Consider the following 20,808-nt stretch of genomic DNA (forward strand, 5'->3'; position numbering starts at 1 on the left):
CTCCCTTCCTGTGCTGCCGATGACGTCCCGCGGCAGATGCCGGAGGCGGAAGCGGGCCCGACGGACTCGCTCCCGGAAGTCTACCCGTCAGCCCTGGAAATCCTCGGGATCCACCGTGTCCAGGAAGTCGCGGAAGCGCCGGACCTGCCGGTCGGCCTCCTCGGGGCCCGCAGCATCGCCGTCACCGGGCGCCGCTTCCCCGGGTGCGCGCAGCTCGCCGTCGCCCGTCATGATCAGCCCGGCCTGATCCAGCACCGACGACGCGCACACCACCGGGCACTCGACGCGCACCGCCAGCGCGATGGCATCCGAGGCCCGGGAGTCCACCACGGTGCCGTCGTCGAAGACCAGCGCGGCGTGGAAGACCGTGTCCTCGACCATGTGCACGCGCACCCGCTCGAGGCTGCGGCCGAAGGAGGCGGCGACCGACAGCAGCAGGTCGTGAGTCAGCGGGCGGGGCGGCTCGATGCCCTGCACGGCGAACACGATCGAGGTGGCCTCGGAGCTGCCCACCCAGATCGGCAGGAAGCGGCTGCCGCTGGATTCGCGCAGCACCACGACGGGCTGTGCTGAGGGCAGATCCATGCGCACCCCGTCGATCTCCATGAGGTGGTCCTCCTGGGCCATAGCGGTCCTTTCCGAATCATTCGCGGCCGGCTGCGGTGCCGCCTCAGCCCTGCGACGGCTCCTCGGGGGCGATCCCCCGCTGCAGCTGCTCGAGGCGGCTGGATACGAGCGCGGCGTGCATCGACAGGCACAGCCCGGCGATCTCCTCGGCGCGCTGGGCGGCTCGGCGCGCCGACTCCTGGGTGCGCCGGGTCGCCTCGGTGGCCACGGCCTGCTCCACGAGCCCGGTCTCCCGGTCGGCGGCCTGCCTGAGGGTGCGCAGGTGCCGCGGCTCCACGCCGAAGGCCTGCAGCTCGCGGGCGGCGGCCGCCACGGCGATGTCGTGGCTGTCGAAGTGGCCCTCGCCGTCGCGGATCAGCCCGAAGTTCAGCAGCTCCCGCACCAGCGCCACGCCGGCACCGGAGCGCCGGCACAGCTCGCGCATGGTCAGGGAGTGCTCGCTGCGGCGGCTGAGCAGGGGCCCCGACGACGGCACATCCGTCTGCTGCTGCTCCGAGCTCTCGGCAGGCTCACGGTCCTTCGAGGCGACCGGTGCGGCAGGCTCCTGGAAGTCCAGCAGCCGCCCGGCGTCGGCGAGCTCGCGGATGACCTTCAGCGGCATGTAGTGCTCGCGCTGCAGTCGCAGCACCGCCTGCAGGCGCTCGAGGTCCTGCGCGCTGTACTTGCGATAGCCCGAGGCGGTGCGCTCGGGGTGCACGAGCCCCTGATCCTCGAGGAAGCGGATCTTGGAGGCAGTGATACCGGGGAAGTCCGGCTCGAGCGCCCGCAGCAGCGGGCCGATGCTGACGCGGCGGACGGGCCGGTCGGCGGCGGGCTGATCGCTCACGGGCGTCCTCCCTTCAACGGATGCGACTGACTGCGTCGAGGACCACGCGCGCGGCAGGCTCCTGGCGCGGCCAGCGGCTCAGGCGCCCTGACCGGCGGTGCGAGCGGAGCTGTAGTAGACGAAGGTGAACTTGCCGATGCGGACCTCGTCGCCGCTGTTCAGGCGCACCGAGTCCACGCGGTCGCCGTTGACGTAGGTCCCGTTGAGCGAGCCCTGGTCGACGAGCTCGAAGCCGTTCTCCCGGCGCAGGAAGCCGGCGTGCTTGCGCGAGACGGTGACGTCGTCCAGGAAGACGTCCGAGCTGGGGTGGCGGCCGGCGGAGACCTCATCGGTGTCCAGCAGGAAGCGGGAGGCGCGGGCGCCGTTCTCCACCGTCTCCACCAGGATCGCGGTGCGGGGAGGCAGGGCCTCGACGGCGGCGCGCTCCTCGGCGGTCAGGCGGCGGTTGGCCTCCCGCGACAGGACCTCCGTGACGACCTGGATGGTGGTGGTCTCGGGGCCAGCGGAGGGGGCGGTGCTCTCGGGCGGCGTGCTCATGGCTTCCGTGCTCCTCGGTAGAAGTCGTGCTCGCGGGCCGTCAGGCCGACGAGAGGCGGTCGGCCCGTGAGCCGTACGCCGGACGCATGCTCATCAGCCCCCGGCGCATGACGCAGATGCGGATGATCACAGACAGTCTAGTCATGCCCGAGGCATGCGCTGATCATCACTGGGGATGATCGTGAACGCATCCCACACGGGATGCAGGAGGCTGTCGCCGACGGGTGCCGTCATGCGCATCTCCTCGCCGTCGCGCACGGCCACGAAGAGACGGGCCAGGACGTCGACGGGCAGCTGGAGCCGCACTCCGTGGGCCTGGGCGTGTCCCAGCGCCTCCTCGGCCGCTCCCAGCAGACGCTCGTACTGGTCCTCGACGACCCGGCGCATCTGCTCGCTGCGACGGGAGGCCAGGTGCATCTCGAGCCGGAACAGGTGCCAGTCGGAGCCGTTGGAGACCCCTGCGATCGCGTCGAAGACCTCTCGCAGGATCGTGCCGATGGCCATGCCCGATTCGAGCTGCTCGACCACGCGGTGCGAGAGCAGCTCGACCAGGCCGTCGACGTGGTCCACGTAGATGGCTGCGGCCAGCTCCTCCTTGGACTCGAAGTTGCTGTAGAAGGCACCGCGGGTGAAGCCCGCCGCCGAGCAGATCTGCGCCACACTGGCTCCACCGATCCCGCGCTCCACGAATACCCTGGGTGCAGCCTCGATCAGGCGGCGTCGAGTCTGCGTGCGCGATCGCTTGGCGACCTCCGTGGCGGCATCCGCCCATGCGTCGTGCATCTCACGTCCCTTCGAGTTCCCGTCGAGTCCCGTCAGTGCAGTGCTCGAGTGTACCGTGGATACCAGACATTCAATACATCAGTGTATTGAGAATACCCGAAACGTCAAGCGAGGAGCACGAATTGGCACCTTCTCCCAAGCCAGACACGACTCGGCCGATCGTGCGAGCACTGCCGCGGACCGTCCGCTGGGTGCTGCCGCCGCTGGCCGTCATGGCCATCGGCTTCCTGGGCGTCCTGCTCTACATGGGCGGGCTCGGCTCGCCCCAGCAGAACCTGCACGAGTTCCCGATCGCCGTGGTCAACGAGGACGAGGGCGCGCAGATGCCCGGGCCCGACGGCAAGCAGACCGACGTGCAGATGGGCCAGGAGATCGCCGACGCGATCGTGGCCCAGGGCGATGACAGCGACGAGGTGGACTTCCGTCTGCTCTCCCGCGAGGACGCCGAGGACGCCCTGCACCGCGGCGATGCCTACGGCGCGATCGTCGTGCCCTCGGACTTCAGCCAGCGCTCGACCGCGCTGATCAGCGCCTCGCTGGGCGGCGACGGCGACGGCCAGCAGCCGGTGATCGATATCGTCACCTCCCCTCAGGCCGGGTCCATGACCTCCCGGCTGGCCACGGGCGTGATGGATCCGGCCGTCTCGTCGGCGTCCTCGAGCCTGGGCGAGCAGCTGCTGCCGAGCGCGCAGAGCCAGATCCAGCAGCTCGAGAAGGCCGACGGCCCGACCCCGAGCCTCACCACGGTCGCCGAGGGCACGCTCAGCGATCCCATCGTCGAGAACCAGACGGTCTGGGAGGAGCTTCCCGACGGCGTCGCCCTGGGCATGGGTCCCTTCTACTGGGCCATCGTGGCGCTGGTCGTGGGCCTGTCCGGCTCTGTGGCAGTGTCCACCCTGGTGGATGGGCTCAACGGCGTGACCCCCTGGGAGATGGGCCCCTCGCTGAAGTTCTACCCCCCCACCGGCATGTCCCGGCTGGCGACCTTCGCGCTCAAGCTCGGCATCGTGATCATCGGCGCCGCCGGGGCGTCGGGCCTGATGATGCTGGCCGGGGCAATGGTGGATGTCCCCATGCCCAACGGCGGCACGCTGTTCCTGGTGACCTGGCTGGGCATCGTGACCTTCGGCGCGGCGACCCTGTCGCTGATCACCGTGATGGGCAGCGCCGGGATGCTCGTGGCCATGTTCTACCTGGTCTTCATGGGCCTGCCCTCGGCCGGGGCCGTCTCCCCGCCCGAGGCGCTGCCCGGGTTCTTCCACGGGCTGTCCCAGTGGGAGCCGCTGCACTACCTGTGGCTGTGCACCCGCGACGTCTTCTTCTTCGACGCCAAGGCGGATGCCGGTCTCGGCACCGGTGTGCTCGGACTGCTGGGCGTTCTCGCCGCGTTCCTCGTGCTGGCCGTGGTCGTCAGCCCGCTGTGGGATCGGATCTCCGGTCGCCGCGGGCTCATCCACGGCAAGGGCAAGCACGCCGCGGTCTGAGCCGCAGGCGCCCCCGGCGGGTTCGCCGGACCGTAGGATCTCGGCAGGCGCGCAGCAGCGCGCCCGCCGTCTTCCGTCTCTCGAGCCGAGGAGCCCCATGAGCGATCCGAGCGCCGACCCTCCGGGAGCCGCGTCCGACGAGCACGGGCTCGTGCGCGGCGACGACGGGCTGCTGCGCCCCGAGTGGGCGGCGGCCGGCCCGCTGCTGCAGCAGTACTACGACACCGAGTGGGGCATGCCGATCCGCGACGAGCAGGGACTGTTCGAGCGGCTGAGCCTCGAGGCCTTCCAGTCCGGGTTGTCCTGGGCCACGATCCTGCGCAAGCGCCCGGCCTTCCGCGAGGCCTTCGCCGGCTTCGACCCGGAGGCCGTGGCCGGATTCGGCGACGACGACGAGGCCCGCCTGATGGCCGATGCCGGCATCGTGCGCAATCGGGCCAAGATCCGGGCCACGATCACGAACGCTCAGGCCACGATCGCGCTGCGGGACGAGGGCGGGCTGGCGCAGCTGATCTGGTCCTTCCAGCCGGAGACCACACCGCAGCCGCGGACCATGGCCGAGGTTCCCACCCAGTCCCCGGAGTCGAAGGCGATGTCGAAGGCGCTGAAGAAGGAGGGCTTCGTGTTCGTGGGGCCCACCACCATGTACGCGCTGATGTCGGCGATCGGGATGGTCGACCTGCACCTGATGGGCTCCCACCGCCGGGGCGCCTCGGGGATGTGGCCGGCCTGAGCACGCTCGACGGCGGACAGAGGCCGACCGGCCCGTCATGGCTCTGGGGCCGATGCAGGGTCGGCCGCCGTCGTCAGTCCTGCGCGTATTCCGCCAGGTGCTGCCCGGTCAGCGTGGAGGCGTCCTCGACGAGCTGGCGCGGGGTCCCCTGGAAGACCACGCGCCCGCCCTCGGTGCCCGCGCCCGGGCCCAGGTCGATGATCCAGTCCGCGTGGGCCATGACCGCCTGGTGGTGCTCCACGGCGATCACGGTGCGTCCGCCGTCCACGAGGCGATCGAGCATCTCCAGCATGGCGGCTACGTCGGCCAGGTGCAGGCCGGTGGTCGGCTCGTCGAGCACGATCACCCCGCCCTTCTCCCCCAGGTGCGCCGCCAGCTTGAGGCGCTGACGCTCGCCGCCGGACAGCGTGGTCAGCGGCTGGCCGATCCGCAGGTAGCCCAGGCCCACGTCCTGCAGCCGGGCGAGGATCTTCTGCGCGGCCGGGATCCTGGCCTCTGCGCCGGCGAAGAACTCCGCAGCCTCAGCCACCGACATGGACAGCACCTGGGCGATGTCCTTGCCGCCGAAGGTGTGCTCGAGCACGGAGGCGTCGTAGCGGCGCCCCTCGCACAGCTCGCACGGGCTGGAGACCGAGGCCATGACGGACAGATCGGTCTCGATCACCCCGGCGCCGCCGCACTGCGGGCAGGCGCCCTCCGAGTTCGCGGAGAACAGCGCGGGCTTGACGCCGTTGGCCTTGGCGAAGGCCTTGCGGATGGGCTCGAGCAGACCCGTGTAGGTGGCCGGGGACGAGCGCCGCGAGCCCCGGATCGGGGCCTGGTCGATGCTCACCACGCCGTGGGCCTGCGCGGCATCGGCCGGCAGCGAGCCGTGGATCAGCGAGGACTTTCCCGACCCGGCCACGCCCGTGATGACGGTGAGCACGCCCAGGGGGATGTCGACGTCGACGTCCTGGAGGTTGTGGGCATCCGCCCCGCGGATCTCGAGCGCGCCGCTCGCCCGACGAATGTCGTCCTTGAGGCGCGCGCGGTACTCCACGTAGCGCCCGGTCAGGGTCTCGGAGGCGCGCAGCTCGTCGAAGCCGCCCTGGAAGGTGATCCGCCCGCCGTCGGAGCCCGCCCCGGGGCCGAGGTCCACAATGTGGTCGGCGAGGCGCATGACCTCGGGCTTGTGCTCGACGACCAGCACGGTGTTGCCCTTGTCGCGCAGGCTCAGCAGCAGGCGGTTCATGCGCTCGATGTCGTGCGGGTGCAGGCCGGTGGTGGGCTCGTCGAAGACGTAGGTGACATCCGAGAGCGCCGAGCCCAGGTGGCGGATCATCTTGGTGCGCTGGGACTCGCCGCCCGAGAGCGTGCCGGTGGCTCGGTCCAGGGAGAGGTAGCCCAGGCCGATGTCGATGAACGAGTCCAGGATCTGCTGCAGCGACTCCAGCAGCGGACCGGCCGAGGGCAGGTCGCGGGTGCGGACCCACTCGGCGAGCTCCGTGATATGCATTCGGCACAGATCGGCAATGGACTTGCCGTCGATCAGCGACGACAGCGCAGCCTGGGACAGCCGGGTGCCGCCGCACTGCGGGCAGGTCGAGAAGGCCACGGCCCGGTCCACGAACTCCCGGATGTGGGGCTGCATGGACTCGCGGTCCTTGGAGAGCATGGAGGTGCGGATCTTGGGGATCAGGCCCTCGTACGTGGTGTTGATGCCCCGGAACTTGATGCGCTCGGGCTCGTGGTGCAGGAAGTCGTGCAGCTCCTGCTCGGTGTAGTCGCCGATCTTCTTGGTCGGGTCCAGGAAGCCCGACTCGGCGTAGTAGCGCACGGACCAGCCGCCGGCCTTGTAGCCGGGGACCGTGATGGCGCCCTCCTCCTCGAGCGACTTGGACGGGTCGTAGAGCTCGCGCGGGTCCAGGTCCGAGACCGTGCCGCGACCCTCGCACATCGGGCACATGCCGCCGGTGCGAGTGAACGAGCTCAGCTTCTTCTCCTGCTTGCCCTTGGCCACGGTGATCGAGCCCTTGGCCGTGACCGACGGAGTGTTGAACGAGAACGCCGGGGGCGGCCCGATGTGCGGGTCGCCCAGCCTGGAGAACAGGATCCGCAGCACCGCATGGGCGTCGGTCGCAGTGCCGACCGTGGAGCGCGGATTCGAGCCCATCCGCTCCTGATCCACGATGATCGCCGCGGTCAGCCCCTCCAGCACGTCGACATCTGGGCGGGCCGTGGAGGGCATGAATCCCTGCACGAAGGAGCTGTACGTCTCGTTGATCAGCCGCTGGGACTCGGCCGCCACGGTCGAGAACACGAGCGAGGACTTCCCCGAGCCCGAGACTCCGGTGAAGACCGTGAGACGGCGCTTGGGGATCTCGATCGAGATGTCCTGCAGGTTGTTCTGCCGCGCGCCGAGCACGCGGATGACCTCATGGGCTCGCTCGGCGGTGCTGTCCCGGCCGCTTCCGGCGGCGTCACGAGGGGCTGGATCGCTCATGAGGCACCAGAGTACGGAAGGCCCCCGACGATGCGGCGGGGCACGCCACGGCGCCGCTCGACGCACGAGGGGCGCCAGCGCGGCACCCGTCGGAGACGACGCGGGCGGCGTGGCCCTCGCTGGCCGAGACGCCGAGCTCGTGCCTAGCCTGGAGGGATGCGCACCCTCGATGATCTCCGCCGTGAGCTCGCCCGGATGGACGGGCGCGGCTACCCCGCCTACCGCGACCTGCAGGGTGCCTGGGACCTGGGCCCGGCAGTGCTGCACGTGGATCATGTGCAGTCCGACCCGTATGCGCCGCCGTCGAAGATCCGCCTGGTGCTCGATCGCGCGGCGACCGCGGTGCCAGCCGAGCTGGTGCGCGAGCACTCCCAGCGCGTGGCCGCGGGCGATCACCTCACGCGGCTGCTCTGCGACGCGCTGCGACGAGTCGGCCCGAGCGGTCGCGACAAGGCCGCCGGCTCCCTGCGGATGATGGTCCCGGGCCAGCAGGTCCTGGAGCGCACGGCCGTGCTCGTCGATCGCGAGCGCGTGGAGCTGCGGCTGGAGGCCGCCCTGCCGGCCGGCGGGCGACGGATCCGCGGCCGCGCCGCAACCGCGCTGCTGGCCGAGGCCCTGCCCGAGGCGGTGGAGCGCTCGCTGCTGCCCGGCGCCCTGGACGTCGAGGCGCTGCGCAAGCATGTGGAGCTGGTGCTGGATCAGCTGGATCTTCAGTCGCAGCTGCGCGAGCGCGGGCTGATCGCCTTCGTGGGCGAGGGCTCGATCCTGCCGCGGGCCTCCGGGGACTCCGACCTTCCGCTGCGCCGCGGCGCACAGCCCCTGCAGTGCCCCGAGACCCTGCGCACGAGCTTCGAGCTGCCCAGCGGCCGCACGGTGACCGGCATGGGGATCCCGGAGGGCATCACGGTCATCGTGGGCGGCGGCTACCACGGCAAGTCCACGTTGCTGCGCGCCCTGGAGCGCGGGATCCATCCGCATATCGCCGGCGATGGACGCGAGTGGGTGCTCACCCGTCCCGACGCCGTGTCCATCCGCGCCGAGGACGGACGCAGCGTGGCCGGCACGGACATCTCCCCGTTCATCGGGGGGCTTCCGCAGGGCACCGACACCTCCGCGTTCGTCACCGCCAATGCCAGCGGCTCGACCTCCCAGGCCGCCGGTCTGGTCGAGGCGCTCGAGGCACGCAGCCCCGCCCTGCTGATCGACGAGGACACCTCGGCCACGAACTTCATGATCCGCGACGCCCGCATGCGCGCCCTGATTCCGGCCGATGCCGAGCCGATCACGCCCTTCATGGACCGGATCGGCCCGCTGCGCCGCCAGCTCGGCGTCTCGACCGTGCTGGTCGCTGGAGGCTCGAGCGCGTTCTTCGAGGCCGCCGATCACGTGATCGCCATGGAGTCCTACCAGCCGCGCGATGCCACCGCCCAGGTGCGACAGCTGATCGCCGAGCAGCCTGCCGCCCTGGAGGAGGGCGACGACGAGCTGTTCCCCCACGGCGTGGACCGCGTGCTGCCCGCCGGAGCCCTGGGCGCCCCGCGCCGCGACGGCGGCTCCGAGCGCGGCCGGCGCGAACGGGGATCGAGCGGGGACGGCGAGCGCCCCAAACCGTCGCGGGCCCGGGGACTGCACACGATCCAGCGAGGCCACGAGGACGTCGACCTCTCGGCGCTGGCCCAGCTCATGGAACCGGGCCAGACCCAGGCGATCGCCCTGGCGCTGGACGCTGCGGCCGGGCACCTGGACGGGACGACGACAGCGGCCGCGGCGATCGATCGGGTTCTCGAGACGATCGACCGCGACGGCCTGGACGCCCTGTCCCCGCGGCGCGGGCACCCAGGCGACATGGCCATGCCGCGTCGCGCGGAGGTCCTGGCGGCGCTGAGCCGCTGCCGGAGCCTGGCCGAGCGCTCGAGCTGAAGCTCAGAAGGAGGCTTCCTGGGCGTGTGGGGGGCACCTGCGTGGCGTCGACCCACCGGGCCCACACGACCGGTGGCCCCACCAGGATCGCGGTCTCCGGATCGGCATCGCCTCCGGGGTGGGCCTGAGCGAGCGCCTGACCGACCTGCCCGGCCTCCGGGCCGGTCAGGACCTGAGCCTCAGCATGGGCCTGGATCTCATGGCCCTGGCCGTCCACCGCCAAGAGCGAGACCTTGGGGTTCGACTGCAGGTTGAGAGCCTTGCGCGATTCCTTCGACGTCCAGAACACGATCAGACCGGACGGCGTGACGACCGTGTTGACCCACGCGGACCCGGGGAAGCCGCCGTCGACCGAGGCGGATCCCCGGTGCTGTCACGCTAGAAGAGGGAGGCCACCGGCTCGACGAGTTCCGGCGAGTTGTTCCGCACGCTGCCCACGGCCTGGCCCACCGGCCTCAGCTCCCACGTGGCCGCCACCGTCTCGTGCTGGGCCACCACGCGCTCGATGAGGGCCTGGGCTCCGTCCTTGTCCTCCGCGGAGGGGTCGAGCCAGGCATCGAGGGCCTCGCGATCCATGGCCACCGGGATGCGGTCGTGGATCGCGGCGAGCTCGGCCAGGGTCTCGTCGTCGCTGTCCGGATCCGGGGACTCGGCGGTGAGGATCGAGCACGAGAGGATCCAGTGGCCCTGCGGGTCCTGCCACCACTCGTAGAGCCCGGCGAACCAGATGTTCTCGGACTCGCTGGGCGGGTGGATGAAGTACGGCTGCTTGGCCGGAGCGTCCTTGGTGCCCTTGGCGGGCTTGCCGTCGGGTCCGAGCCGCTTGCGCCACTCGTAGTACCCGTTGGCTGGGATCGCGCAGCGTCGCTTCTTCACGGCCGCGCGGAACGAGGGCTTCTCGGCGGCGGTCTCCGAGCGCGCGTTGAACATGCGGGCGCCCACGGAGATCTCCTTGGCCCACGACGGGACCAGGCCCCAGCGGGCCACGTGCAGCTCGCGCAGCACCTGGCCGTCGTCGAGCCGCTCCAGGACGATGGGCACTTCGGTGGTGGGCGCGACGTTCCAGTTGGCCCGCAGCTCGTCGAGGTCCTCGCCCTGGAAGGGCTCGCCGGGGGCGGCATCGACATCAGCCATCAGGTCCCCGGCGGCCCGGGCGATCACATAGCGTCCGCACATCAGAAGGCCTGCTCTCTCAGTGATCCGTAGCCCATGTGCCGGGCGTACATGCCGTAGACCTTGCGCACCGCGGCCTCGACCTCCGAGACGCGGGTGCCGGGGCGGAGGTCGTCGACGGCCCCGCAGGTGCCGGGATCCCACTGCAGGCCGAGGTCGCGGTAGACGTCCGTGAGCACGGAGCGCAGCGGCTCGGACTGCTCCACGACGATCACCGTGGAGAAGTACCAGGCATCGGAGACGACGCGCTGGGCGGCACCGGCGAGCTTGATCTGCGCCTGCGCCCGATCGACGGTGCGCCCCGTGCCGTGGACGCTGTGCTCCCCGGGGCAGTACTCCCCCGGCAGCTCGCCGACATCCGCATGGACCTCGAGCTCCTCGAGGGCCGCCACGATCATGTCGCCGAAGAGCTCGAAGCGGTCCTGGATCCCGGCCTTGGGATCCTCCGAGGGCTCGATGTGGTCGATGATCAGACAGCCGCGGTGGTAAGCGGCCGCCCGCCCGCCGACCTTGCGCACGAGCGGGGTGAAGGCGCTGCGCCGAGCGGAGCGCTCCGCTGCGCCGAAGCCGGCCAGCAGCTCGTCACGGCGCCCGAAGGCCACCGTGGGCCGGGGCTGGTAGAGCCGCAGCACGGGCTCGCGGCTGGCCCGCACTGCGCGCAGCATCCGCTCGCCGGCGGTGTAGTCCAGCTCGGGCCCCAGGGAATCGCGCTGTCGGATCAGCTTCATGCCTCGCCCTCCGGTCGATTCGACGCTGCGTCGGCCGGTGCGCAGGAGACCAGCTCGTGGTGATGGGCCCGGTACCAGGCGGCGAGCTCGCGCGCGGAGATCTGCACCCGCTCGAGCCATTCGAGGGCCTGGGAGTCGGCGTCGTCGGAGACGTGCTTGGCCATGCGCAGGGTCACGCCCAGCTCGCGGCAGGCCGTGGCCACCGCGAAGCCCTCCATGTCCACCAGGTGGGCCCGCTCGGCCAGGGCATCGCGCACCGGCCCGCCGGCCACGAGCGAGTCGCCGGTGGCCAGCACGGAGCCGTCGCCGGTCTGCCCCAGCTCGGGCAGGCGGATCAGGTCATCGGGATCGGAGCCCATGGCGCGCATGAGGTCGGCGTCGACATCCCGGTTGAGGATCTCGGAGGGCTCGCAGACCCCCGAGAGCCCGGGCCGCAGGCCACCGCAGCTGCCCAGGTTCACCACCCTGAGCCCACGGCGCTCGGCCGGCGACGGAGCCCGTTCGAGCACCGCACGGGCCGTGACCGCGGCGGCTCGGGACATGCCGATCCCGGTCAGGACGACGTCGGCCTCCGGTGGCAGCTGCGCGGTCTCCGCCGGATGCGCCGCGATGACGAGCACTCGATTCACGCGCCCCACTCTAATGGGGCGCACCCGCCCGGCGGCGCAGGCGTCGTGGTGCTCAGCGCGCCCCGGGCTCGTCGTCGTCCTGCGCGCGCTCCTCCCAGTACGTCCGTCCCTGATCGGCCACCAGACGACGCCGCGAGTCCGGGAACCCGGCGTGCTCACCCGGCCTCAGGGCCCGTCCGCGCCGCGTCGCCTCCCGGTGGCGCCTGCCTCGGCCGCTCAGCGCCGAGGCCGCCCCGTGCGGGTCCCACGATGTGCCGCTGCCCCAGGGGCGCCCCGCCAGGGATCCGATGAGCACGCTCAGACCGCCGCCGATCACGAGGGCGCTCACCGCTGTGCCCCACGGTGTGATCGTCCCGACCACGAGGAGGCTGCCGACGACACCCGCGGCCCAGCCGATGGTCAGCAGACCGAAGCCGACGTCGAACTCCGTCAGCCAGCGCGGCTGGTCGACGTCCACGAGCGGGGCCAGTGCCGTGGCCAGCATGATGTGTCCGACGGAGGCGCCGGTGAGCATCTGCGGCAGGAAGATCAGCGTGCCGAGCGCGGCCATGGGCGGCACCATGGTCCGCACGACCGGGCCGTGGCTGTCCACCAGGTTTCCCAGACAGGCCACGGCGGCTCCGGCCCAGAAGCACGTTCCGAGTGTGAGGACCGAGTTCACGGTCGCGGCGTCGGAGAGGAACTCCACCCCGGAGAGCACCGCCATGAACGTGGTCGGAGCCGAGACCTGGGTGGTGCCGGTGGCCAGCGCCACGACCATCCACACCGTCAGCGCGGCGAAGGCGATCACCCACGCCCACTGCCGCAGCAGCAGGGGCGCCAGCAGCAGGTCGATCACCGCTATGCATACCGGATAGACCGCGATCATGGCCACGAGAAGCCGGGGCACCGGCAGGGGGCCGTCGCTGAGCAGCTCGGCGACCACCAGGACGCCCGCGATCGGGATCAGCGTGATGAAGTACGTGCCGATGCGTCCCGCCAGGATCCGGGGCCCGACGCGCGGCGGCTGGCTGAGGACGGTGTGGGCGACCAGCATGCCGCTGATCGTCATGGCCGCCTGCAGGCAGATCGTGGCGAAGAGGTAGCTGCGCTCATCGGCCTCGGAGCGCCAGGGAATCCAGGCCTCCGGGGCCCCGCCGGCTGCCAGCGATGTGCTTGCCATGCACAGCCCGAGCAGGGCCAGCAGGGAGAGCACGTTGCGCGCGCCGAACAGGTTCCGTCGGCGCCGCTCCCCCATCTCCATGACCAGGGGATCCGCATACTCCGAGGTCTCGGTGCGACTTCCGCTCATGCGCAGATCTCCTTCGGGGGCTCCGCCGCTGCCGTCACATGGCCTTTGCGGGAGGGCAACAATACCCTGCTGCCTCGGCCCGCTCAGACCAGGCGGCGCCATCGCCTCAGGGGCGCGGTCGCCGGCCGAAGATCGCGCGCCCCGCCCGCACGCAGGTGGCCCCCTCGGCGATCGCCAGCTCGAGGTCGCCGGACATGCCCATGGACAGCTCGCCATCGCCCACGAAACCCGGGCCGTCCTCGCGCGCCCGATCGCGCAGCTGACGCAGGAGCCGGAAGCAGCCGCGCACCCGCTGCTCGTCCTCGGAGTCCATGGCGATGGTCATCAGCCCCGTGACCCGCAGCGTCTCGAACTGCTCCAGCTCGCTCAGCAGCTCGGGCAGCTGCTCCGGGGCCAGCCCGGACTTGGACTCCTCGCCGGAGGTGTTGACCTGGACCATCACCTCGAGGCTGCGCCCCTCTCCCTGCAGGCGGCGCTCGAGGGCCTCTGCGGTGCGCAGGCTGTCCAGGGACTGCAGCTCGTGGGCGAAGGCCGCCACGTCCTTGGCCTTGTTGCGCTGAAGATGCCCGATCACCGACCAGCGCAGCTCCAGGTCGGCGAGCTCGGCGGCCTTGCCCGCGGCCTCCTGGACCTTGTTCTCCCCCAGCTCCCGGCACCCGGCGGCGACGGCGGCGCGCAGCCGCTCGGCGGGCACCGTCTTGGACACCGGCAGCAGGCGGATGCCCTCCGGATCGCGTCCGGCTTCCCGCGCCGCCGCTGCGATGCGCTCGCGCACGCCCTCGAGGCCGGCGGCGATCTCGCGGGCCTGTTCCTCCGCGGAGGAGTCGTGCGTCCGGTGAGGTTGCTGAGTCGTCGAATCCATGAGCCCCACGGTAGGCCAGCATCGGTCGAGCCGCTTCCCCGACCCATGAGTCGGCCAGCGTCACATCCGATCCATCTGCATCGGATCGTGACGACGCGACCGTCCCCGCTCACCTGGGGACAGATTTCGGCCCAGATGTGATCGACAACACGCGGCAACTCGCCTTGTCCCAGTTCAATACACACCCGTTCGGGGACGTCGAGGTCACTGCTCCCTCTCTGTGGTGCCGCGTCACGCACTCTGACCTACGGCATTGATTGCTTTTCAAGCGTTTCGACATGCCGTGCACAGCGCGGCTCGAGCGGCCTTGCCGTGCGCTTCCCGCATCGAGTGGCTCCGCAGTGTCGTCTCCCCTATCGAGTGACGTGGTGGTGTGCGTTTCGATGTCGAAACGCACACCACCACGCCACTCGATGACAGCGGGTCCTCGATCGCACGCCGCGACGCCACTCGATGGGGCGAGCGCCGAAGCGGCGGCGCATCAGACAGCGTCAGCGGCCTGTGGATGACGACGGGACGGGTCAGCTGAGGGTCCGGGTGACCACGTCGACGACGGCGGAGCCGTAGCGGTCCAGCTTCTTGGCGCCGATGCCGCTGACGCCGTGGAGGTCCGAGGTGGTCTCCGGGCGGCGCTGGGCGATCGCGATCAGGGTGGCGTCGGCGAACACGACGTAGGCGGGGACCTCCTGCTCCTTCGCCTGGGCCGTGCGCCACTTGCGCAGCGCCTCGAAGATCTCCATCTCCTCCGGCGTGAGCTCGCTGCGTGCTGCGGCGGCCGTCGTCCGCGATCCGCGCGGGGCCGAGGCCCTGCTGCGCCCCGACTCCTTGCGCAGCTCGAGCGTGGTGCGACCGCGCAGGACGCCATCGGCCTCGGGGCCCAGGGCCAGGGTGGCGTAGTCGCCCACCGCGGCCAGGACGTCACGGGCCAGCAGCTGCCGGACCAGGCCTTTCCACTGCTGCGGACTGAGGTCCTGGCCGATGCCCCACACGCTCAGGGCCTCGTGGTTGGACTCGGTGGAGCGGGGGTTCGGCTTGCCGCGCAGGATGTCGATGAGCTGCCCCGAGCCGAAGTGCTGGCGACGCTCGCGGTCCAGGCGGATGATCGCCGAGAGGATCTTCTGCGCGGGGACGGTGGCATCCCAGCCCTGGGGCGGGTTCAGGCAGTTGTCGCAGTTGCCGCAGGGCTCACCGGTCTGCCCGAAATAGCTGAGGATCTGCACGCGGCGACAGGTCATCGTCTCGCACAGCGCGAGCATGGCGTCCAGGTGCTGGCGCTGCGAGCGCTGGTGCTCTGCGGTGCCCTCGGACTGATCGATCATCCGCCGCAGCTGCACCACGTCCTGCAGGCCGTAGGCCAGCCAGGCGGTCGCCGGCAGACCGTCGCGACCTGCGCGGCCGGTCTCCTGGTAGTAGCCCTCGATCGACTTGGGCAGGTCCAGGTGGGCCACGAAGCGGACGTCGGGCTTGTCGATGCCCATGCCGAAGGCGATCGTGGCGACCATGACCACCCCGTCCTCCCGCAGGAAGCGTGCCTGGCGCTGCGAGCGCTCGGATTCGGTGAGACCCGCGTGGTAGGCCTCGGCGTCGATCCCCTGCTGGGACAGGAACGCGGCGGTCTGCTCCACGGACTTGCGGGACAGGCAGTAGACGATGCCGGCGTCTCCGGGGTGCTCGTTGCGGATCAGGGACAGCAGCTGCTGGCGCGGCTGGTCCTTCTCCACGATCCGGTACTGGATGTTGGGCCGGTCGAAGCTGGCCACGAAGTGCTGGGCGTCCTGCAGGGACAGCCGCTCGGTCAGCTCCTGGTGGGTGGCCTGCGTGGCCGTGGCGGTCAGGGCGATCCGGGGGACGTCGGGGAAGCGCTCGGCCAGCACGGACAGGCCCAGGTAGTCCTTGCGGAAGTCGTGGCCCCACTGGGACACGCAGTGCGCCTCGTCGATCGCGAACAGCGAGACAGCCACCCGCGAGAGCAGCTGCAGGGTGCGCGGCTGCACGAGCCGCTCGGGGGCCATGTAGACCATGTCGAGCTCACCGGCCAGCAGCCTCCGCTCGATCTCGTCGGCCTCCTCGAAGGACAGCGACGAGTTCAGGTACGCAGCGTTCACCCCGACCGCAGCCAGGGCGTCGACCTGGTTCTCCATCAGAGCGATCAGCGGGGAGATGACCACGCCCGTGCCCAGCCGCAGCAGCGCGGGGATCTGGTAGCACAGCGACTTGCCGCCGCCGGTGGGCATCAGCACGACGGCGTCGCCGCCCGCGGCCACATGCTCCACGATCTCCGCCTGCTTGCCGCGGAAGGACTCGTAGCCGAAGACCGATTCGAGGATCCGCAGGGCCTGGGTCTCGAGCTTCGGTGATGCGGAGGTCGTCACGCGGAACCCGGCCTGCCTCTCGTGCTCGCGGATCGGTGTCGTCGGGTCCGGACCCGACGAGATGCCCGAGCAGTCTAGCCCTCGGTCCTGCCGCGCAGGGTGGCTGCGGCTTCAGCGACGACGCCGCGGGTCGGCCCGCGTGCGGTCCTTCCAGTAGCCGTGGATATCGAGCTGGTGCTTGTTCAGCCGCACCCGCTCGGCGATCCGCCCGCGCAGCGCCTTCATGGCGTGCGACTCCCCCGCTGCGAAGACGAAGAGCTCCTCGGGATCCCCGAGATCGAGCTCGTCCACGGTCGGCTCCAGGAGACTGAGGCAGCCGTCGGGAAGGGGTGTGGAGTCGCGGTGCATCCACCGGATCTGCACGTCGGCCCCGGTGCGGGAGGCCAGCTGCTGCTCCTCGGCGGCGTCGGCCACCTCGATCACAGCGCTCACCCGAGACTCGGCCGGCGCCTCCTCGATCAGCCGGGAGATGGCCGGCAGGGCGGTCTCATCCCCCAGGGCCACGTAATGCGCAGCAGCTGGGAGCTGACGGGCGCCCTTGGGGCCGAGCACGCCCAGTTCGTCGCCCGCTGCCGCGCGCAGGGCCCAGCTGCCTGCGAGCCCGTGGTCGTGGAGCACGAACTCGATCAGCAGCTCGCCCTGCCCGTCGGAGGCCTCCGGGTCGAAGCCGCGCACCGTGTAGCTGCGCGTCTGCGGCTTGCGCCCGCCGGGCCAGCGCAGGCCCTTCTCCGTGGACTCCGGCATCGGCAGCACGCCGGTGGACGGATCCGGGAAGAGCAGCTTGACCTTGTCCGAGGGCGCGAACTCCCGGAACGGGAAGCCGCCCAGGTCCTCCCCCGTCAGCACGATCCGACGCAGACGCGGGGTGATGTTCTCGACGCGGATCACGCGCAGACGGCGGATGCCGATGCCCTCGCGCTTGCGCTCCGGGCGCTCCTCACGACGATCGCGCGTGCTCTCGGACATCGACCCGCGACGATGCTTCGACATGACGGCCTCCTGGGGACGAGATCAGACTCGCCACGCTATCCAGCCCGGCAGATCGGCGCCAATGTCTCTGCCTGTTCGGCCAACGCTGACCACCTCTGCCCGGATGCGGCGAATCCCACGACGTTGTTGAATGGAGATGCTGCGGAAGCCCCATCGGCCGCCCCTTCCTCCGGCCGAGATCCGCGCAGATGACAGGAGACCCATGAAGCTCGCACCCCGTCACCTCGCCGTCACCGCGGCCCTCGCTCTGGCGCTCACCGCCTGCGGCTCCGACGACGACAGCGCCGATCCCACGACGCCGGCCGAGGAGACCTCGCAGGCCGCGAGCCCCCCGGAGGCCAGCCCCTCGACAGGGACCGAGCAGCCGGCGCAGACGGGGCAGCCAGAGGGGTCGGCCGAGGAGACGGCGGAGGACACGAGCTCCCCCGCACCGCACTCCGCCCCGGTCGAGCAGGGCGCCGTGCCCGCCAACCCGGGCCCGGAGGACATCCCCGGCTTCACCGAGGACCCCGCAGCGGGGCAGGACCCGGCGGCAGGCCAGGACCCGGCCCAGCAGGGCCAGGGTGAACAGCCGAGCCAGACCGGCACCAGCCAGGGCCAGGCCGCCCAGAATCCCGCGGGGCTCTCCGACGAGGCCTTCGCACACTTCCAGGCAGGCGGCGCCTGCTACTCGGATTTCTTCCCCGCCGGCATCCCCAGCGCCTCGGCCCTGCAGGAGATCAAGGACTACTGCGCCACCACCGACCCGGCGGACTGGGATGTCACCGATGGCGTCCCCAACCCGTTCGGGGTGCCCGACCCCGTCATGTGATCCGCTCCTGCTGGCCCAGGCGCTCGCGGATCAGTGCCATCGTCGCCGCGGCGCGCGCGGTCGGCTCCGCATCGGGCGACCAGGCCAGGACCACGGGCTCCACGACGGCGTCGCGGGCCAGCGGCACCGTCACGATCGGCAGCCCCTCGCGGCTCAGCGGCACGGGGGCCGGCAGGTACTGGGTGCTGAACCCGATGCCGCGGGCGACCAGCGAGCGCATGAGCTCGAAATCGGCCGTGCGGTGGGCGATCCGCGGACTGAGCCCGAGCCACCGCAGCTGCGTGAGCGTGGACTGACCGCTGGGCGGCTGATCGAAGAGCACCAGCGGCTCCTCGGCCAGCTCCGAGGCCTCGATCCGCTGCCGATCCGCCAGCCGGTGGCTTCCGGCGAGTGCGACCATCGGCTGCGCCAGGAACAGCTGTCGCCGGGACAGGTCGGCAGGAAGGGCCAGCTCGTAGGCGATCAGCATGTCCAGGGATCCGTCGCGCACCAGCTGGGCGAGCTCGGTCCCGGAGCCCTCCCGCACGGACAGCTCCAGCTTCGGATGCCGCTGCGCCAGTGCCGTCCACAGCTCGGGGAGCGCGGTGGGTGCGAGCGTGGTGTAGCAGCCCACGGAGACCGGCCCGCTCAGCGCGTCCCCGCTCAGGCCCCGGGGCAGCTCGCCGGCGCGGCGCAGGAGATCGCGCGCGGCCTCCGCCAGCTGCCGTCCCGAGGATGTGAGCGTGATCCCGCGAGCGCGATGCCGCAGGACCAGGCGGGTCTGCATGCGGCGCTCGAGCTCCGTGATCGCCTGGGCTACCGAGTTGGGGCTCAGATGTCGAGCCTGGGCGGCCGGGGCGAATCCCCCGTGCTCGGCGGCGGCGACGAAGAGATCCATCTGGCGCAGGGTGAATCCGAGGCCCGCGGAGGACCCCCGTGGCGACCACAGCTCTCCTCTGGGCCGTCCATCACGACTTCCTGAGCTACATGTCCCGGATCGAGGACGGGCAGGTGGCCGTCGTCGATGGGGCCCAGCAGCTGCCCGACACGGATGCCGCCCCACCGACCCGCAACCGACGTGCGTCCCCCGAGGGGCTGCCGAAGCTGAGCATCGTGTTCGGCACCGAGTCGGGCAATGCCGAGCTCGTGGCCGAGGAGCTCGGCGCGGCGCTGAGCGAGCATCTGGACGTCACAGTGCTCGACATCGCCTCCCTTGATCCTCAGGATCCCGCGAGCGCGCTTGAGCTCGAGGCGCCCCACCTGATGATCTGCTCGACCTACGGCGACGGCGAGCTGCCGGTCTCCGCGCGCCCGTTCTGCCAAGCGCTGCGGGAGCAGGCGCCGTCGCTGAAGGGCCTGCGCTACGCGGTCTTCTGGCTGGGCGATCACTCGTACCACGCGACCTACTCGCGCGGCGGCGAAATCCTGGACGAGACACTGCGGGCCTGCGGGGCCCAGCGCGTGGGCGAGTTCGGCCGGCACGACGCAGCCGCGGCCATCCCGACGCACGACGCCGCCCGCGCGTGGGCGCAGGGCGCGGTCGAGGAGCTGACGGGAGTCGCGCAGGCGCTGGGCTGAGGGTGAGACGATGCCTGCTGTCTCTCGCCCGGAAGGATCCCCATGGCCCCGCGCTCAGCCGTCCCCTCGCCCGCTGCCGCCCCGCAGCCTGCGCACCTGCGGGCGGGCGCGATCGCCCTGGTGCTGGTGGGCGGGACGCTGGGCACGGCCGTCCGCGAGGCAGTCTCGCTGGTCCTCGGCATGCCGTCGGGATTTCCGCTGGGCATCGTGGCCGTCAATCTTCTCGGCGCCTTCCTGCTCGGGCTTCTGCTCGAGGCACTGGCCCGCCGCGGCCCTCACGAGGCGCCGCTGAGACACCTGCGCCTCCTGCTGGGCACCGGATTCATGGGCGGGTTCACGACCTACAGCACGCTGGCTCTGGACGGGGCGCAGATGCTCGGCGTGGAGGCCACAGCCGTGGGTCTGGTCTACCTGATGGGCAGCGTGCTCGCCGGCGGCATGGCGGCATTGGCGGGCATCGCGGTGGCCGCGGCTCTGCGGCCTGGCGCAGGCGCGGACTCCAGCCCTGAGGCCGACTCTGACCACATGGCCACATCCGACGCGGGCCCCGCACCCCACCCCAGCACCGACCCTCGTTCGGGTGAGGGCCGATGATGACTCCGCTGCTCTTCCTGGCGATCGCCGCGGCCGGCGGCGTGGGAGCGGTCTGCCGCTTCGTGCTCGACGGACTCCTGACGTCCCTCTCGGAGGCCGACTTCCCCTGGCCCACCGTCCTGATCAACATCACCGGCTCGCTACTGCTGGGCCTGGTCACGGGATTCGCCGTGAGCGGGCTGCTGCCCGAGGCCTGGCGCCTCGTGCTCGGCACGGGGTTCCTAGGCGGCTACACCACGTTCTCCACGGCCAGCGTGGACACCGTCCGCCTGCTGCAGCAGCAGCGCTGGGCGGCAGGCATGGTGCACGGGCTGGGGACGCTGGTGATCGCGGTCGGTGCGGCAGGGTTCGGGCTGGGCCTGGGCCTGTGGCTCGGGCCAGCGGCCTGACACCGGCCTCAGCCGGTCCC

20 protein-coding genes and 1 pseudogene are annotated in these 20,808 nt (G+C 71.3%); 7 read left to right on the forward strand and 14 right to left on the reverse strand.

Features of this window, described 5'->3' with window-relative positions:
* Positions 1-87 precede the first annotated feature (87 nt).
* From RF645_RS09845 to RF645_RS09860, 4 genes are all read right to left on the reverse strand, one after another.
* Positions 88-627 carry a bifunctional nuclease family protein gene (locus tag RF645_RS09845; RefSeq protein ID WP_368819002.1) on the reverse strand — a complete coding sequence of 180 codons (540 nt, stop codon included), beginning with the start codon at positions 625-627 and terminating at the stop codon, positions 88-90.
* 43 nt (positions 628-670) lie between these two features.
* Complete coding sequence (locus RF645_RS09850; RefSeq protein WP_058872171.1) at positions 671-1,453, reverse strand: MerR family transcriptional regulator; 783 nt, start codon at positions 1,451-1,453, stop codon at positions 671-673.
* A gap of 78 nt (positions 1,454-1,531) precedes the next feature.
* Positions 1,532-1,990 (reverse strand): FHA domain-containing protein, encoded by a 459-nt coding sequence (locus RF645_RS09855; protein ID WP_368819003.1) that lies wholly within the window; start codon positions 1,988-1,990, stop codon positions 1,532-1,534.
* A gap of 141 nt (positions 1,991-2,131) precedes the next feature.
* A complete protein-coding gene (locus tag RF645_RS09860) occupies positions 2,132-2,773 on the reverse strand; it encodes a TetR/AcrR family transcriptional regulator (RefSeq protein ID WP_368819004.1) in 642 nt (213 codons plus the stop codon).
* Between the two features lie 122 nt (positions 2,774-2,895).
* Here RF645_RS09860 and RF645_RS09865 point away from each other — a divergent pair, with 122 nt between their 5' ends.
* Both RF645_RS09865 and RF645_RS09870 read left to right on the forward strand, forming a co-directional pair.
* A complete protein-coding gene (locus tag RF645_RS09865; RefSeq protein ID WP_368819005.1) occupies positions 2,896-4,257 on the forward strand; it encodes a DUF3533 domain-containing protein in 1,362 nt (453 codons plus the stop codon).
* A gap of 97 nt (positions 4,258-4,354) precedes the next feature.
* Positions 4,355-4,990 (forward strand): DNA-3-methyladenine glycosylase I, encoded by a 636-nt coding sequence (locus tag RF645_RS09870; RefSeq protein WP_368819006.1) that lies wholly within the window; start codon positions 4,355-4,357, stop codon positions 4,988-4,990.
* Between the two features lie 73 nt (positions 4,991-5,063).
* On the opposite strand, the gene RF645_RS09875 is transcribed toward RF645_RS09870, so the two are convergent.
* Entirely contained in the window at positions 5,064-7,472 is a 2,409-nt protein-coding gene (locus RF645_RS09875; protein WP_368819007.1) for an ATP-binding cassette domain-containing protein, read from the reverse strand.
* Positions 7,473-7,628: 156 nt separating this feature from the next.
* Between RF645_RS09875 and RF645_RS09880 the strand changes: the two genes are divergently transcribed.
* Complete coding sequence (locus tag RF645_RS09880) at positions 7,629-9,392, forward strand: ABC-ATPase domain-containing protein (RefSeq protein WP_368819008.1); 1,764 nt, start codon at positions 7,629-7,631, stop codon at positions 9,390-9,392.
* A gap of 169 nt (positions 9,393-9,561) precedes the next feature.
* Here the strand turns inward: RF645_RS09880 and RF645_RS09885 are convergent.
* From RF645_RS09885 to RF645_RS09920, 8 genes and pseudogenes are all read right to left on the reverse strand, one after another.
* A pseudogene (locus RF645_RS09885) lies at positions 9,562-9,717 on the reverse strand (pyridoxamine 5'-phosphate oxidase family protein); the annotation flags it as partial.
* Between the two features lie 53 nt (positions 9,718-9,770).
* Positions 9,771-10,568, reverse strand: coding sequence for an SOS response-associated peptidase (locus tag RF645_RS09890; RefSeq protein ID WP_368819009.1), 798 nt, complete (start codon positions 10,566-10,568; stop codon positions 9,771-9,773).
* Entirely contained in the window at positions 10,568-11,293 is a 726-nt protein-coding gene (locus RF645_RS09895; protein WP_024290256.1) for a lipoate--protein ligase family protein, read from the reverse strand. Before RF645_RS09895 ends, RF645_RS09890 begins: the two co-directional genes overlap by 1 nt.
* The gene (locus tag RF645_RS09900) at positions 11,290-11,922 is read right to left on the reverse strand and encodes a nucleosidase (protein ID WP_368819010.1); all 633 of its coding nucleotides are present in this window, start codon (positions 11,920-11,922) and stop codon (positions 11,290-11,292) included. The genes RF645_RS09895 and RF645_RS09900 overlap by 4 nt, the downstream gene beginning before the upstream one ends.
* 52 nt (positions 11,923-11,974) lie before the next feature.
* On the reverse strand, positions 11,975-13,213 hold the full coding sequence (locus tag RF645_RS09905; RefSeq protein ID WP_368819011.1) for a hypothetical protein: 1,239 nt from the start codon (positions 13,211-13,213) through the stop codon (positions 11,975-11,977).
* A 106-nt stretch (positions 13,214-13,319) separates the two neighbouring features.
* Positions 13,320-14,075 (reverse strand): YggS family pyridoxal phosphate-dependent enzyme, encoded by a 756-nt coding sequence (locus tag RF645_RS09910; RefSeq protein WP_058872159.1) that lies wholly within the window; start codon positions 14,073-14,075, stop codon positions 13,320-13,322.
* Positions 14,076-14,596: 521 nt separating this feature from the next.
* Positions 14,597-16,447, reverse strand: coding sequence for a DNA helicase RecQ (gene recQ, locus RF645_RS09915; protein WP_368819012.1), 1,851 nt, complete (start codon positions 16,445-16,447; stop codon positions 14,597-14,599).
* Between the two features lie 111 nt (positions 16,448-16,558).
* Complete coding sequence (locus RF645_RS09920; RefSeq protein ID WP_368819013.1) at positions 16,559-17,437, reverse strand: siderophore-interacting protein; 879 nt, start codon at positions 17,435-17,437, stop codon at positions 16,559-16,561.
* Positions 17,438-17,639: 202 nt separating this feature from the next.
* On the opposite strand from RF645_RS09920, the gene RF645_RS09925 reads away from it, so the two are divergent.
* Positions 17,640-18,248, forward strand: coding sequence for a hypothetical protein (locus tag RF645_RS09925; RefSeq protein WP_368819014.1), 609 nt, complete (start codon positions 17,640-17,642; stop codon positions 18,246-18,248).
* On the opposite strand, the gene RF645_RS09930 is transcribed toward RF645_RS09925, so the two are convergent.
* Complete coding sequence (locus RF645_RS09930; protein WP_368819015.1) at positions 18,241-19,125, reverse strand: LysR substrate-binding domain-containing protein; 885 nt, start codon at positions 19,123-19,125, stop codon at positions 18,241-18,243. The two genes, RF645_RS09925 and RF645_RS09930, sit on opposite strands and share 8 nt — an antisense overlap.
* 38 nt (positions 19,126-19,163) lie before the next feature.
* Between RF645_RS09930 and RF645_RS09935 the strand changes: the two genes are divergently transcribed.
* From RF645_RS09935 to crcB, 3 genes are read left to right on the forward strand one after another with little or no spacing between them, the layout of a single operon-like run.
* Entirely contained in the window at positions 19,164-19,805 is a 642-nt protein-coding gene (locus RF645_RS09935) for a flavodoxin domain-containing protein (protein ID WP_368819017.1), read from the forward strand.
* A gap of 42 nt (positions 19,806-19,847) precedes the next feature.
* The gene (locus RF645_RS09940) at positions 19,848-20,399 is read left to right on the forward strand and encodes a CrcB family protein (protein WP_368819018.1); all 552 of its coding nucleotides are present in this window, start codon (positions 19,848-19,850) and stop codon (positions 20,397-20,399) included.
* Complete coding sequence (gene crcB / locus RF645_RS09945; protein ID WP_058872257.1) at positions 20,399-20,788, forward strand: fluoride efflux transporter CrcB; 390 nt, start codon at positions 20,399-20,401, stop codon at positions 20,786-20,788. The genes RF645_RS09940 and crcB overlap by 1 nt, the downstream gene beginning before the upstream one ends.
* Positions 20,789-20,808: the final 20 nt, after the last annotated feature.

This window comes from Kocuria sp. CPCC 205260 (genome assembly GCF_040981045.1).
GTDB classification, from domain to species: Bacteria; Actinomycetota; Actinomycetes; order Actinomycetales; family Micrococcaceae; genus Kocuria; species Kocuria palustris.